We start from the raw sequence: 12,465 nt of genomic DNA on the forward strand, positions 1-12,465 counted from the left end.
GCCCCTTCCCGGCGTCAAGTGCGCTTCAGCTCCCAGCGCGGGCCGTGCGGGGTGTCCTCCACCACGATCCCGGCGGCGGTGAGGCCGTCGCGGATGGCGTCGGCGGCGGCGTAGTCCTTGCGGGCGCGCGCCGCCTGCCGCTGCTCCAGGGTGACCTTGACCAGGGCGTCGACCACGGTGTGCAGGTCGTCCTCGGCGGTGCCGGCCCACTGCGGGTCCAGCGGGTCCAGGCCGAGCACGCCCGCCATCGCGCGGACCTCCGCCAGGTGCCGGGCGGCCGCGGCGGCGTCATCGGCGGCGAGGGCGCTGTTGCCCTCCCGGACGGCCTCGTGCAGGACCGCCAGGGCCTGCGGGACGCCCAGGTCGTCGTCGAGCGCGGCGGTGAAGGCCGCGGGCAACTGCCCGGCGGGCTCGCCGGGGCCGACGACCTCGGCGGCGCGGGTGACGAACCCCTCGATGCGCTGGTAGGCCGAGACGCCCTCGGCGAGGGCGGCGTCGGTGTAGTCCATCAGCGACCGGTAGTGCGCCGAGACCAGGTAGTAGCGGATCTCGGCGGGCCGGGCGCGGCCGAGCAGGTCGGTCAGCAGCACCACGTTGCCGACCGACTTGCTCATCTTCTCGCCGTTGATGGTGAGCAGCCCGTTGTGCAGCCAGTACCGGGCGAACCCGTCGCCGGCCGCCTGCGACTGGGCGATCTCGTTCTCGTGGTGCGGGAAGATCAGGTCGACGCCGCCGCCGTGGATGTCGAACACCGGCCCCAGGTACTTGCGGGCCATCGCCGAGCACTCCAGGTGCCAGCCGGGCCGGCCCTCGCCCCACGGGGTGTCCCAGGTGGGCTCGCCGGGCTTGGCGCCCTTCCACAGCGCGAAGTCGCGCGGGTCGCGCTTGGCCTCCTCGTTCGGGGAGTCCTCCGCGGACCGCATGTTCTCGATCTTCTGGTTGGACAGCGACCCGTAGTGCTCGGCCCAGGAGCGCACGTCGAAGTAGACGTCGCCGCCGGCCGCGTAGGCGTGGCCGCGCTCCATCAGCAGCCGCATCAGCACGATCATCTCCGGGACGTGCCCGGTCGCGCGCGGCTCGATGGTGGGCGGCAGGCAGCCGAGCAGGTCGTAGCCCTCGCTGAAGACGCGCTGGTTGCCCTCGGCGACGGCGAACCACGGCACGCCCCCTTCGGCGGCCACCCGCAGGATCTTGTCGTCGATGTCGGTGACGTTGCGGACGAAGGTGACGTCGTAGCCGGAGGCGCGCAGCCAGCGCAGCAGCACGTCGTAGATGACGCCCGAGCGCAGGTGGCCGATGTGGGGTGACGCCTGCGGCGTCGCACCACACACGTACATCCCCACGCGGCCCTCTTCCAGGGGCTCGAACGTGCGGACGCTACGGGTGCTGGTGTCGTAAAGGCGCAGGCTCACGGACCCAGGTTATTGGATCGCCGTGTGCCCGCGCCGCCGCATTGACGTGTCCGCTAGCGGGTGTGGACCTTGTCGGGCGTGACACGTACGATCACGCGCTCGTTGCCGGGGGCGTCCTCGAAGGGCTCACCGGTGTACTTCTGCGACAGCCGCTGAATGAGCTCGCCCTCCGGGTCGTCCACGATCGTGGCGGTGCCGCGGATCTCCGCGTAGTCGTAGGGGTTGTTCAGGTCGTAGACGCTGAGGTTCACGCGCGGGTCGCGGAGCAGGTTGGTGTGCTTGCGGCGGCCCTTGGCCGTGGAGACCAGCACGTCGTCGCCGTCCACCTCCGCCCACACGACGCTGGCCTGCGGCTCACCGCCCGGGTTGATGGTGGCGATGGTGACGAAGTTGGTGCCGTCGAACAGCGTGCGCGCCTTGTCGTTCAGCGTGGCCATGTTCTCCCCTTGCCGGAACGGTCCTGCTCACGATCTTGCCACGGCCTGCGATCTACCCGGGGGGATCGGCTTTCATACCGCCGCGAACCTCCAGCTCACGGCCGCGGAACAGGCCGGCCCCCTTAAGCGCCGCCCCGGCCCGGCGCGCCGTGGCGGCCGGGCCGGGCCGGGGTCCGGTACGCGGCGAGCCCGGCCAGCAGCAGGGCGTTCGGCGTGGCGCCGGCGGTGGCGGTGAGAGTGCGGAGGCCGTCCCGGGAGCGGACGCTGACCAGGCCGTTGTCGATGTCGACGGTGCCGATCGCGGGCCAGGTGATGCCGAGGCCGTCCTTGGTGATGCCGTCGGGGGTGGCGGTGAAGGGGCCGAACGCGACGCTGCCGCCGGCGTCCAGGTGGTCGCGGACGCGGGGCGCCAGATGCTCGTTGAGGCCGGCGGTGATCGCCTCGCCCAGGGCGCGGACGTCGGGGAGGGCGTCGTCCAGGCGCAGCGTGCGGCCGTCGGCGGCGACGACGTCGAACCGCCAGCGCACCACGCCGCGCCGCGCCCGCTGCACGCCCGACATCGTCACCGAGACCAGGTCGGCCCAGGCGTAGGCGGCCTCGCCCTCGATCTCCACGCCGCCGGTGTGCAGGCGGACGACGCGGGCCCGGCCGCGCAGGCCGCCGCGCCGCACGATCCAGCCGGCGGCGGCGAGGTAGCCGAGGGCGAGCAGCGCGGCGGGGACGCCGAGCGCCGGGCGGCCCTGCGCCAGGTAGGCGGCCGACGCGGGCACCAGCACGGCGGCGGCGAGGACGAGCAGGGCCAGCCACGTCAGCGCGCGGCGGCGGCCGGCCCGGGCGTCGAACACCCGGACCGGCGCGCCCAGCGAGCCGGTGGGAGAAGGCACGAACCATCGCCTACCCCGCTATGGGCGGAGAAAATCACCGGCTTGCCTCGGGGAGAGGCTCCTCTAACCCGCCGGCCGGGCCCACGTCCAGGCGTACTCGGGGTCCTCGCAGCGGGTCGCCGCCGGGCCCAGGTCCAGCGGGCGCAATGTGCTCGGGATCATGACCGCCGCACCTCAGCCACGCGCCCACGTCCAGGCGTACTCGGGGTCCTCGCAGCGGGTCGCCGCCGGGCCCAGGTCCAGTGGGCGCAATGTGCTCGGGATCATGACCGCCGCACCTCAGCCACGCGCCCACGTCCAGGCGTACTCGGGGTCCTCGCAGCGGGTGGCCGCGGGGCCCAGGTCCAGTGGGCGGAAGGTGTCGATCATGACCGCCATCTCGCTGGTGGTGGTGTGGCCCTCCTTGAGGGCCTGCACCGACGCCTCGACCGCGCCGGGCTGCGGGCCGTGGGTGAATCCCGCCGGGTGCAGCGACACCGACCCGACCCCGATGCCCGAGCCCTTGCGGGCGGTGTAGTCGCCGCCGACATAGAACATGAACTCGTCGGAGTCGACGTTGTGGTGGTTGTAGGGGATCGGCACCGCGTCCTCGTGGAAGTCCAGCGGGCGCGGGCAGAACGAGCAGATGACGAAGTTGGGTCCCTCGAAGGTCTGGTGCACCGGCGGCGGCGCGTGGGTGCGCTTCACGATCGGCTCGAAGTCGTTGATGTTGAAGACGTAGGGGTAGAGGTAGCCGTCCCAGCCGACCACGTCGAAGGGGTGGTGGGCGTAGGTGAGGCGGGTCAGGCCGCCGCGGGTGCGCACCAGCACCGGCACCTCGGTGCCCTCGGCCAGCAGCGGCTCGGACGGCCCGCGCAGGTCGCGCTCGCAGTAGGGCGCGTGCTCCAGGAACTGCCCGTACTGCGACAGGTAGCGCTTCGGGGGGCGGATGTGGCCGCGCGCCTCGATCACCAGCGCCCGCAGCTGCTCGTCGCCCTGCGGGATCCAGCGGTGGATGGTGCCGGTCGGGATGACGGCGTAGTCGCCCTCGGCGACGTCCAGCGCGCCGTAGGTGGTCTCCAGCCGGGCCGCGCCGGTCTGGACGTAGACGACCTCGTCGCCGGCCGAGTCGCGGTACAGCTCGCTCGGCCCGGTGGCGGCGGCGAAGCAGATCCGCACGTCGGCGTTGCCGGCCAGCACCTGGCGGCCGGTCACCAGGTCGCCGCCCACCGGCAGGTCCTGGGTGCGGTACGCGCGCGGCTGCAGCGGGTGGTTGGGCCTCAGTTCGGCGGCGCCGGCGGTGTCGTCCACGCCCTCGGACTTGATGATCGCGGTGGGCGCGTGCCGGTGGTAGAGCAGGCTGGAGTCGGAGGAGAAGCCCTCCTCGCCCATCAGCTCCTCCGCGTACAGGCCGCCGTCGGGGCGGTGGAACTGCACGTGCCGCTTCCTGGGCACCTCGCCCACGACCCGGTAGTAGGGCATCACTGCCTCCAGTAAGGGGACGCCATTGTCGCTGACACCGTACTTCTTCCCGATTGTCCCGTGCGGTACGGGATGATCACCATGGAGGACGGGTCATTCGCTCCCAACCTGGTTAACCTCCGAATTGACGTCGCCACGAAAAGAGGGTCGATGCCCCCAGAGCAGCCGGGTCCGCCGCGGTTCGGCCGCGCGCTGCGCCGCCTGTACAACGTGTCCGCCGGACTGGCCGTCGCCGTCCTCGCCGCCGCCGCGTTCGCGGCGACCTACGAGCCGCTGCGCGCGCTGGCGCTCGCGGGCGGGGCCGGGCGCCGCTGGGCGCCCGCCTACCCGGTGATGGCCGACGCGCTGCTGGTGATCACGGTGCTGGCGCTGCTGGTCTTCCGGTACGCCCGCTGGTGGTCGCGGGCGCTGCGCTGGGCGCTGCTGGTGGCGCTGCTCGCCGGGGGCGCGGCGCTCGGCGTCCGGCACGCGGTGCGCGGGTACGGGTCGCTGCCGGCGGACTGGGTGAAGGGCGGGGTGGCGGTCGCGCCGCACGCGATGCTGGTGATCGCGGTCTGGCTGTGGCTGACGATGTTCACGCAGCTGCGGGGCAGCCATCCGGCGCCGGAGCCGCAGCCCGAACCCGCGCCGGAGCCGGAGCCTCAGCCGGAGCCGGAGCCTCAGCCGGACGTCGTGGTGCTGCCGCCCGCGCTGCTGCCCACCGACGTGGAGCTGGTGAACAGCGGGACCGTGCCGAAGAAGGAGCCCGAGCCGGCGTCCACCACCCAGCCGGACCTGGTCATGCCCGCCCTCCCCGCCGTCGATGACGACGAGGAGCCCGACGCGCCGGACCGGGCCGAGGACCCCGATGCCGGCGACGACGACATCCCGAAGCCCGCCACGGACAAGGACGACGATGACGACGACCTGCCCATCTGGAACTGGAACCCGCCCTCCGGGCAGCTCCGCAGCTCTCCCACCCCGCCCGCCGAATAGCGTCGCGGCGGACCGGATGGGTAGGTGACCGGCATGAGCGCCCTTTTCGACCGGCTCGTCGACGACGCCGCGCTGTTCCCGCCGCGGCGCGCCTCCCTGCGGGACGCGCTCCCCGAGTACCGGACGGCGCTCGGCCACCCCGTCCTCGGCCGCTTCCTCTGCCCGGCCTCCCGGGTGCCCGAACTGCCGGACCTGCTCGCCCCCGAGGACCTGCTCGACCTCGGCATCATCGCCGACACCGGCGTCGAGGGGCTGGCCAAGGCGCTGGACGCGGTGGCCGCCGAGCCCCGGGTCCGGCTCGGCGGCATCGAGATCGCGGTGCCCGCGGACGCCGATCAGGCGCGCGCAGCGGCTGTGATCATCGCGCACCTGCCGGATGAGGTGCCGTCCTTCATCGAGGTGCGCCGCAGCCCCGGCTGGCACGAGGCGCTGGACCGGATCGCCGCCGCGCGCGGGCTCGGCGCCCCGGTCGGCGCGAAGCTGCGCACCGGCGGCGTCACCGCGGACGCGTTCCCGAGCGTGGCCGAGGTCGCCGCGTTCATCGCCGCCTGCGCCGAGCGCGGCCTGACGTTCAAGTGCACGGCGGGGCTGCACCACGCCGTCCGGCACACCGACCCCGAGGACGGGTTCGTCCACCACGGGTTCCTGAACGTGCTGCTGGCCGCCGCCACCGGTACGGATCTGGCGGAAACGCTGGGCCGGACCGACGGCGCCGGCCTGGCCGCCGACGCCGCCGCCGCCCTCACCGATCGCGGCCCGTTCGTGGCGTTCGGCTCGTGCGACATCGACGCGCCGCGCGCCGATCTGGCGGCCCTCGGACTGATCCCCGGTCCGGGCGTCGGGGAGGATTGATCCCATGACGACCGTTTCCTGGGTTGATGTCAATGACGACAGCGGCTTCGGGCTGGAGAACCTGCCCTACGGCGTGTTCTCCCGTCCCGGCAAGGTCCCCCGCGTGGGCGTGGCCATCGGCGCCTACGTCCTGGACCTGGCCGGGCTCGCCGCCGACCGCCTGATCGAGGACCACGGCTGGTTCGCCGCCGACACGCTGAACGCCTTCATGGCCGCCGGGCGGGACGCCTGGCAGGCCAACCGGGCGCGGCTCACCGAACTGCTCACCGACCGCTCGAACCGCCCCCAGGTGCACCCGCACCTGATCCCCCGCGCCGACGTCGAGCTGCTGCGCCCCTTCCGGGTCGCCGACTACGTCGACTTCTACTCCTCCGAGCACCACGCCACCAACGTCGGCAGGATCTTCCGGCCGCAGGGCGACCCGCTGCTGCCCAACTGGAAGCACCTGCCGGTCGGCTACCACGGGCGCGCCGGGACGGTGTACCCGTCCGGGACGCCGATCGTGCGCCCCTGCGGGCAGCGCAAGGCGCCGGCCGACGCGGCGCCGTCGTTCGGGCCGTCCCTCAAGCTCGACATCGAGGCCGAGGTCGGGTTCGTCGCGGGCGTCCCGTCGGCGCCCGGCCAGGCCGTCCCGGTGTCGGCGTTCCGCGACCACGTCTTCGGGTTCGTGCTGGTCAACGACTGGAGCGCGCGCGACGTGCAGGCGTGGGAGGGCCAGCCGCTCGGGCCGTTCCTGTCCAAGTCGTTCGCCACGTCGGTGTCGCCGTGGGTGGTCCCGGTCGCGGCGCTGGAGGCCGCCCGGATCGCGCCGCCCGCGCAGGACCCGGCCCCGCTGCCCTACCTGCGCACCGACGAGCCGTGGGGGCTGGACCTGTCGCTGGAGGTGCTGATCAACGGCCAGGTCGCGGCGCGGCCGCCGTTCTCGGCGATGTACTGGACCTCGCCGCAGCAGCTCGCGCACGCCACCGTGAACGGCGCGCCGCTGCGCACCGGCGACCTGTTCGCCTCCGGCACGGTGTCGGGCCCCGAGCGGGACCAGCGCGGCTGCCTGCTGGAGCTCACCTGGAACGGCGAGGAGCCGCTGGAGCTGCCGGACGGCACCAAGCGCGTCTTCCTGGAGGACGGCGACACCGTCACCATCCGCGGCACCGCCCCGGGGGCGAACGGCGCCCGCATCAACCTCGGCGAGGTGACCGGCACCGTCCGGCCCGCCACCTGCTGACCGGACGCAGAACGCCCCTCCCGGAGCCGGGAGGGGCGTTCGCTCGTTCTGGGGTCAGGTGCGGGCGACGACCAGCGCGTTGGCGATCGCGGCGAGACCTTCGCCGCGGCCGGTGAGGCCGAGGCCGTCGGTGGTGGTGCCCGAAACGCTGACGACGGCGCCGCCGAGGGCCTCCGACAGGGTCTTCTCGGCCTCGGCGCGGCGCTTGCCGACCTTGGGCCGGTTGCCGATGACCTGGACCGAGACGTTGCCGATGACGAAGCCGGCCTCACCCGCCAGCCGGGCGACCTCGCGCAGCAGGGTGACGCCCGCGGCACCGGACCAGCGCGGGTCGGACGTGCCGAAGACCGCGCCGAGGTCGCCGAGGCCGCAGGCGCTCAGCACGGCGTCGCAGATTGCGTGGGCGGCGACGTCGGCGTCGGAGTGGCCGTCCAGGCCGGGGCCCTCGCCGGGCCATTCCAGGCCGGCGACCCACAGCGGGCGGTCATGGGAAGCGAACGGGTGGACGTCGGTACCGACGCCCACCCGGGGAAGCTGTTCGCGCATCTGTATGTCAGCCGACCTGAATCAGCTGGCCAGGACCTCGTCGAGCAGGGCCTCGGCCTTGTCCTCGTTGGTCTTCTCGGCAAGGGCGAGTTCGCTGACCAGGATCTGCCGGGCCTTGGCGAGCATGCGCTTCTCGCCGGCCGACAGGCCGCGCTCCTTGTCCCGGCGCCACAGGTCGCGGACGACCTCGGCCACCTTGTTCACATCGCCCGAGGCGAGCTTCTCAAGGTTGGCCTTGTAGCGGCGCGACCAGTTGGTCGGCTCTTCGGTGTAGGGTGCGCGCAGCACCTCGAACACCTTCTCCAGTCCCTCCTGGCCGACGACGTCACGGACGCCCACGTCCTCGACGTTCTCGACCGGGACCTGAACAGTCAGGTCGCCCTTGTCGACCTTCAGGACCAGGTAGGTCCTTTCCTCACCCTTGATGGTGCGAGTCTCGATGGCCTCGATCCGAGCAGCCCCATGGTGGGGGTAGACGACGGTGTCGCCGACCTGGAAAGTCATGTGACAAGTACCCCTTCCGCTAAAGCCAGGATAGCACGCGCCTGACGGTGACCGCACCGGCGTTAGCGACATATCCGCAGGTCAACCCACTAATTGGGGTCTTGACAAAGGGCCTTGATGGTGCGTTTGGGGTCCGGAGGACCAGGGAAACCCGGCGGGCGGGCCCCGCGCGGCGCCTGGCCCGCGCCCCCTGCCAGGAGCTGGGAAGCGGCCCATACTGGGAGGTGAACATGCCGGTCCGCGCGGGTACAAAACGCCCATAAATCCAAGAAAAAGGGGCGCGGCTCGGCGGGGTTCCAGGATGCGAGGTGTGCGGCGTGAGGCCAGACGGCGACCCCGAGCCCGACGACTACGGACTCCCCCACGTCGACGTCGTGGTGCCCGACGACGCCCGCGAACTGGAACGCGACGTCATCGCCTACCGCCGCGAGATCCGCCGGATCCGCCGCCGCGCGCGGCTGCTGCGCCTGCTCGGCCCGCTCGCCCGGTTCGGCGTGGGCGTCCCCCTCCTGGCCGGCGCGGTGCTGGTCGCGCTGGTCAGCGGCGCGCTGATGACGTTCTTCGGCCCCCGCCCGACGCCCCGGACGGCCGCCACGCCGACCGCCGCGCCGCTCGCCCCGTCCCCCAGCGCGCCCCCCGGCCGGATCGGCGGGTGGATGCCCGACGGTCGGATCGAGCTGATCGAGGGCACCGTCGAAGCGGCGGACCTGAGGGGACTGCGGCCCGCGGTGTTCGGCATCGCCGCGACCGACTGCGGCTGCGCGCAGCAGATCGCCGACCTGTCGGGCCGTGCCCAGCAGTACAACCTGCGCTTCTACCTCGTCGCGGACACGCGCGGCCGCGACGTGCCCGTCCGGCAGACGCTGAAGGATCTGCAGGCGCTCGTGCGCGGCACGCACACCGGCGCCCCGCAGCTCGCCGCCGACCGCGGCCACCTGATGGCGGCGTTCGCGCCCGGCCCCGGGCTGACCGCCGTGCTGGTGACGTCCGACGGCCTGGTGCGCGACATCCGGCGGCACGCGGCGCTGGACCCCGTCCTCGCCGACGAGATCAAGAACCTTCCGTTCAGGTAAACGAAGCCACCCCGAAGCAGGTCCGGCGGGGTGCCCTCGCTACGCTTCCCCTGGCGTGTCTCACGCCGACTTTCCGACATCCCTAATCGACGAAGCCCCGCGAGGAGACCGACGCCGTGATCCGTAACAGCCGTCGAGTGGCCGCACTCGCCATCGCCGGTGCCGTCGCCATCGCGCCGGTGATCTCCGGCTGTGGCGCCGGCGAAGAGCCCCAGACCGCCGCGCCGACCCGGCTGACCGAGGCCGTGAACGCCTCGGTCCCCGAGGGCCGGCCCGCGCTGGACCTGCGCAACGTGTTCCTGCTCGGCCCGCAGCCGGAGCAGGCGCTCGCGCCGGGCGCCTCGCTGCCGCTCTACGGCACGATCATCAACCAGCGCCAGGACCGCGCCGACAAGCTGGTCGCGGTGAGCGCCGAGGGCTTCGCCCAGGCGAAGATCACCGGCGGCTCGCTGGCGCTGCCGCCCGCCGACGCCAGCGGCCGGGGCAGCTCGACCGCGCTGCTCGGCCAGGCGGCCGCGAGCCCGGCCCCGCAGGCCTCGGCCTCGGCGTCGCCGACGGCCTCCGCCAAGCCGGGCAAGAAGCCGTCCGCCAAGCCGTCCGCCACCACCTCGGCCACCCCCGCGGCCGGCGCGTCCACCGAGCCCGCCGCCGCCCCGCCCGCGCCGCCCGCGGCCGGCGGCAAGGCGCCGCTGGTGGTGCTCACCGGTCTGAACCGCCAGCTCCTCGGCGGCGAGACGATCAAGGTGACGCTGCAGTTCGAGAAGGCCGGCAAGGTCGAACTGTCGGTCCCGGTCATCCCGCAGCAGGGCGAGTACGCCTCCTACCCGGCCGCCACGGGCGGCACGCCGCTGCCGGGCGCCTCGGCGTCCGCGTCGCCGGCCGCCACCGACGAGCACGGCGCCACCCCGTCCGCGGGCGCCACGCCGTCCGAGGGCGGCCACGAGGGCGCCACGGCGTCCCCGACGGCCACGCCCTCCGGCCACTGACCCGGTAGAACGCGGAAGGCCCGTACGGCACTGCCGTACGGGCCTTCGTGCGTTCGCGGGTCTTTACGGCTCGAATTTATATCCGAGGCCGCGGACCGTGACGATGTAGCGCGGGGTGGACGGGGTGGACTCGATCTTGGCGCGGAGGCGCTTGATGTGCACGTCCAGCGTCTTGGTGTCCCCGACGTAGTCGGCGCCCCAGACGCGGTCGATCAGCTGCATGCGGGTCAGCACCCGGCCGGCGTTGCGCAGCAGCACCTCCAGCAGCTCGAACTCCTTCAGCGGCAGCTGGACCGGCTCGCCGCCGACGCTGACCACGTGCCGCTCGACGTCCATGCGGACCGGGCCGGCCTCCAGGGTGGCCGGGGCCAGCTCCTCGGCCTCGCCCTGGCGGCGCAGCACCGCGCGCATCCGGGCGATCAGCTCGCGGGTGGAGAACGGCTTGGTGACGTAGTCGTCGGCGCCGAGCTCCAGGCCGACGACCTTGTCGACCTCGCTGTCCTTGGCGGTCAGCATGATCACCGGGACGTTGGACTTGGCGCGCAGCTCCCGGCACACCTCGGTGCCGGGCAGGCCCGGCAGCATCAGGTCGAGCAGCACGAGGTCGGCACCGTTGCGCTCGAAGATGTCCAGCGCGTCGGGGCCGGTGGCGGCGATCGCCACCTCGAACCCCTCCTTGCGCAGGTTGTAGGACAGTGCGTCGCTGAAGGACTCCTCGTCTTCCACGACGAGCACGCGGGTCACGGTGTTGCCTCCTGGGCGGTCTGGGAGTGGGGGGTCTGACGGCCGGCGGGCGGATGCAGCAGCGGCAGCCGGATCGTGAAGGTGGACCCGGAGCCCTCCTTGCTCCAGACCGTCACCTCGCCGTCGTGCTTGGTGGTGACGTGCTTGACGATGGCCAGGCCGAGCCCGGTGCCGCCGGTCTGGCGGGACCGGGCGGGATCGACGCGGTAGAACCGCTCGAAGATGCGCTCCAGGTCCTCGGCGGGGATGCCGATGCCCTGGTCGGTGACGTTGATCTCGGCGTACCCGTCGTCGCACTGGCGGGTCGTCACCACCACCCGGGTGTTCTCGGGGCTGTAGGCGACGGCGTTGTCGATGAGGTTGCGCAGCGCGGTGATCAGCAGGTCGGCGTCGCCGCGCACCTTCAGGCCGTCCTCGCCGCCGGTGGCCAGCTCGATGCCCTTGGCACCGGCCTTGACGTGCCCGCGGTCCAGGGCCTCCACCACGACCTCGTCGAGGGAGACCGGGCGCAGGTCGGGCAGCGGCTCGTCGCCCTGCACCCGCGACAGCGTCATCAGGTCCTGCACCAGGCTGGTCAGCCGGACCGACTCGTGCTGCATGCGGCCGGCGAAGCGGCGCACCGCCTCGGGGTCGTCGGCGGCGCCCTCGACGGTCTCGGCCAGCAGCGCCAGCGCGCCGACCGGGGTCTTCAGCTCGTGGCTGACGTTGGCCACGAAGTCGCGGCGGATCGCCTCCACCCGGCGCATCTCGGTGAGGTCCTCGGCCAGCACCAGCACCAGGCCGTGCGAGCCGAGCGGCGCCACCCGCACCGCGAACCAGCGGCCCTCGCCGCGCAGCCGGCCGCGGCCGGCGTCGACCTGGACCTCGGCCTCGCGGATCTCGCCGTCGCGGCGGACCAGCCGGGCCATCGCCAACAGCTCGTCCACCTTCAGCCGGTCGTCGCTCACCATCCCGAACGCGCGGGCGGCCGAGCTCGCGCGCAGCACCCGGTCCTCGGCGTCGAGCACGACGGCCGAGGAACGCAGCACACTGAGCACCGACGCCACGCCCGGCGGCAGGCCGCCCGGCGTCGCCGGGGGGGTGACGACACGCTGGGCTCGCTCGGTCACACGCACCGCCAATCCAGTAGCGAGCCCTATAGCGAGCCCGGCAAGCCCGGTCAGGCCTGCGACAATCTCGACCTCCACACTGGGGATGGTAGGTGGCAATCCGGACGTACTCTCACCTCAGGGGGGTGCAATGGGGCCCCGTTAGCCAGAAGTTCACCTCGCCCTACGGGACAGTTCACACCCATGCGGCAGGCTGTGGCGTGGGCGAGTCCGCTCGCCGTCCCCCCGCACATCTGCCCTCCGCATCAAGGGATCTTCAA

General features: G+C 73.1%; 13 protein-coding genes. 5 read left to right on the plus strand and 8 right to left on the minus strand.

The features are described from left to right. Window positions 1-14 precede the first annotated feature (14 nt). The 4 genes from cysS to ACRB68_RS12060 all read right to left on the minus strand — a co-directional run bounded on the left by cysS (window position 15) and on the right by ACRB68_RS12060 (window position 4,194). Window positions 15-1,412 carry a cysteine--tRNA ligase gene (gene cysS, locus ACRB68_RS12045; RefSeq protein ID WP_328594104.1) on the minus strand — a complete coding sequence of 466 codons (1,398 nt, stop codon included), beginning with the start codon at window positions 1,410-1,412 and terminating at the stop codon, window positions 15-17. A 53-nt stretch (window positions 1,413-1,465) separates the two neighbouring features. Then, window positions 1,466-1,849: a PPOX class F420-dependent oxidoreductase gene (locus ACRB68_RS12050; protein ID WP_153532619.1), complete on the minus strand. Its 384-nt coding sequence runs from the start codon at window positions 1,847-1,849 to the stop codon at window positions 1,466-1,468. 122 nt (window positions 1,850-1,971) lie between these two features. Continuing rightward, window positions 1,972-2,733 (minus strand): DUF6585 family protein, encoded by a 762-nt coding sequence (locus ACRB68_RS12055; RefSeq protein ID WP_153532620.1) that lies wholly within the window; start codon window positions 2,731-2,733, stop codon window positions 1,972-1,974. A 279-nt stretch (window positions 2,734-3,012) separates the two neighbouring features. Continuing rightward, a complete protein-coding gene (locus ACRB68_RS12060) occupies window positions 3,013-4,194 on the minus strand; it encodes a homogentisate 1,2-dioxygenase (RefSeq protein ID WP_153532621.1) in 1,182 nt (393 codons plus the stop codon). 150 nt (window positions 4,195-4,344) lie between these two features. Here ACRB68_RS12060 and ACRB68_RS12065 point away from each other — a divergent pair, with 150 nt between their 5' ends. The 3 genes from ACRB68_RS12065 to fahA are packed head-to-tail and all read left to right on the plus strand — an operon-like array spanning window position 4,345 to window position 7,243. Further along, entirely contained in the window at window positions 4,345-5,169 is an 825-nt protein-coding gene (locus ACRB68_RS12065; RefSeq protein ID WP_194293285.1) for a DUF2637 domain-containing protein, read from the plus strand. Between the two features lie 33 nt (window positions 5,170-5,202). Beyond that, window positions 5,203-6,021, plus strand: a complete 819-nt coding sequence (locus tag ACRB68_RS12070; RefSeq protein WP_153532623.1) for a hypothetical protein — start codon at window positions 5,203-5,205, stop codon at window positions 6,019-6,021. 4 nt (window positions 6,022-6,025) lie between these two features. Next, the gene (gene fahA / locus ACRB68_RS12075) at window positions 6,026-7,243 is read left to right on the plus strand and encodes a fumarylacetoacetase (RefSeq protein ID WP_153532624.1); all 1,218 of its coding nucleotides are present in this window, start codon (window positions 6,026-6,028) and stop codon (window positions 7,241-7,243) included. Between the two features lie 54 nt (window positions 7,244-7,297). Here fahA and ispF read toward each other — a convergent pair whose 3' ends face one another. Next, window positions 7,298-7,768 carry a 2-C-methyl-D-erythritol 2,4-cyclodiphosphate synthase gene (ispF, locus tag ACRB68_RS12080; RefSeq protein ID WP_328594106.1) on the minus strand — a complete coding sequence of 157 codons (471 nt, stop codon included), beginning with the start codon at window positions 7,766-7,768 and terminating at the stop codon, window positions 7,298-7,300. 42 nt (window positions 7,769-7,810) lie between these two features. Beyond that, the gene (locus ACRB68_RS12085; RefSeq protein ID WP_026414839.1) at window positions 7,811-8,293 is read right to left on the minus strand and encodes a CarD family transcriptional regulator; all 483 of its coding nucleotides are present in this window, start codon (window positions 8,291-8,293) and stop codon (window positions 7,811-7,813) included. Window positions 8,294-8,610: 317 nt separating this feature from the next. Here ACRB68_RS12085 and ACRB68_RS12090 point away from each other — a divergent pair, with 317 nt between their 5' ends. Both ACRB68_RS12090 and ACRB68_RS12095 read left to right on the plus strand, forming a co-directional pair. Beyond that, a complete protein-coding gene (locus ACRB68_RS12090; protein ID WP_153532626.1) occupies window positions 8,611-9,366 on the plus strand; it encodes a hypothetical protein in 756 nt (251 codons plus the stop codon). A 137-nt stretch (window positions 9,367-9,503) separates the two neighbouring features. Beyond that, window positions 9,504-10,352, plus strand: a complete 849-nt coding sequence (locus ACRB68_RS12095; RefSeq protein ID WP_153532627.1) for a copper chaperone PCu(A)C — start codon at window positions 9,504-9,506, stop codon at window positions 10,350-10,352. A 63-nt stretch (window positions 10,353-10,415) separates the two neighbouring features. Here ACRB68_RS12095 and ACRB68_RS12100 read toward each other — a convergent pair whose 3' ends face one another. Both ACRB68_RS12100 and ACRB68_RS12105 read right to left on the minus strand, forming a co-directional pair. Next, on the minus strand, window positions 10,416-11,096 hold the full coding sequence (locus ACRB68_RS12100) for a response regulator transcription factor (RefSeq protein WP_328594107.1): 681 nt from the start codon (window positions 11,094-11,096) through the stop codon (window positions 10,416-10,418). Further along, entirely contained in the window at window positions 11,093-12,283 is a 1,191-nt protein-coding gene (locus ACRB68_RS12105; protein WP_328594108.1) for a sensor histidine kinase, read from the minus strand. Before ACRB68_RS12105 ends, ACRB68_RS12100 begins: the two co-directional genes overlap by 4 nt. Between the last annotated feature and the right edge of the window lie 182 nt (window positions 12,284-12,465).

Source organism: Actinomadura macrotermitis (assembly GCF_009604375.1).
Classification (GTDB): Bacteria; Actinomycetota; Actinomycetes; order Streptosporangiales; family Streptosporangiaceae; genus Spirillospora; species Spirillospora macrotermitis.

Excerpts from the sequence above, each read along its gene's own strand:
- ACRB68_RS12060 (WP_153532621.1), bottom strand. The coding sequence starts at position 4,194 with ATGCCCTACTACCGGGTCGTGGGCGAGGTGCCCAGGAAGCGGCACGTG.
- ACRB68_RS12065 (WP_194293285.1), top strand. The coding sequence starts at position 4,345 with ATGCCCCCAGAGCAGCCGGGTCCGCCGCGGTTCGGCCGCGCGCTGCGC.
- ACRB68_RS12050 (WP_153532619.1), bottom strand. The coding sequence starts at position 1,849 with ATGGCCACGCTGAACGACAAGGCGCGCACGCTGTTCGACGGCACCAAC.
- ACRB68_RS12085 (WP_026414839.1), bottom strand. The coding sequence starts at position 8,293 with ATGACTTTCCAGGTCGGCGACACCGTCGTCTACCCCCACCATGGGGCT.
- ACRB68_RS12070 (WP_153532623.1), top strand. The coding sequence starts at position 5,203 with ATGAGCGCCCTTTTCGACCGGCTCGTCGACGACGCCGCGCTGTTCCCG.
- fahA (WP_153532624.1), top strand. The coding sequence starts at position 6,026 with ATGACGACCGTTTCCTGGGTTGATGTCAATGACGACAGCGGCTTCGGG.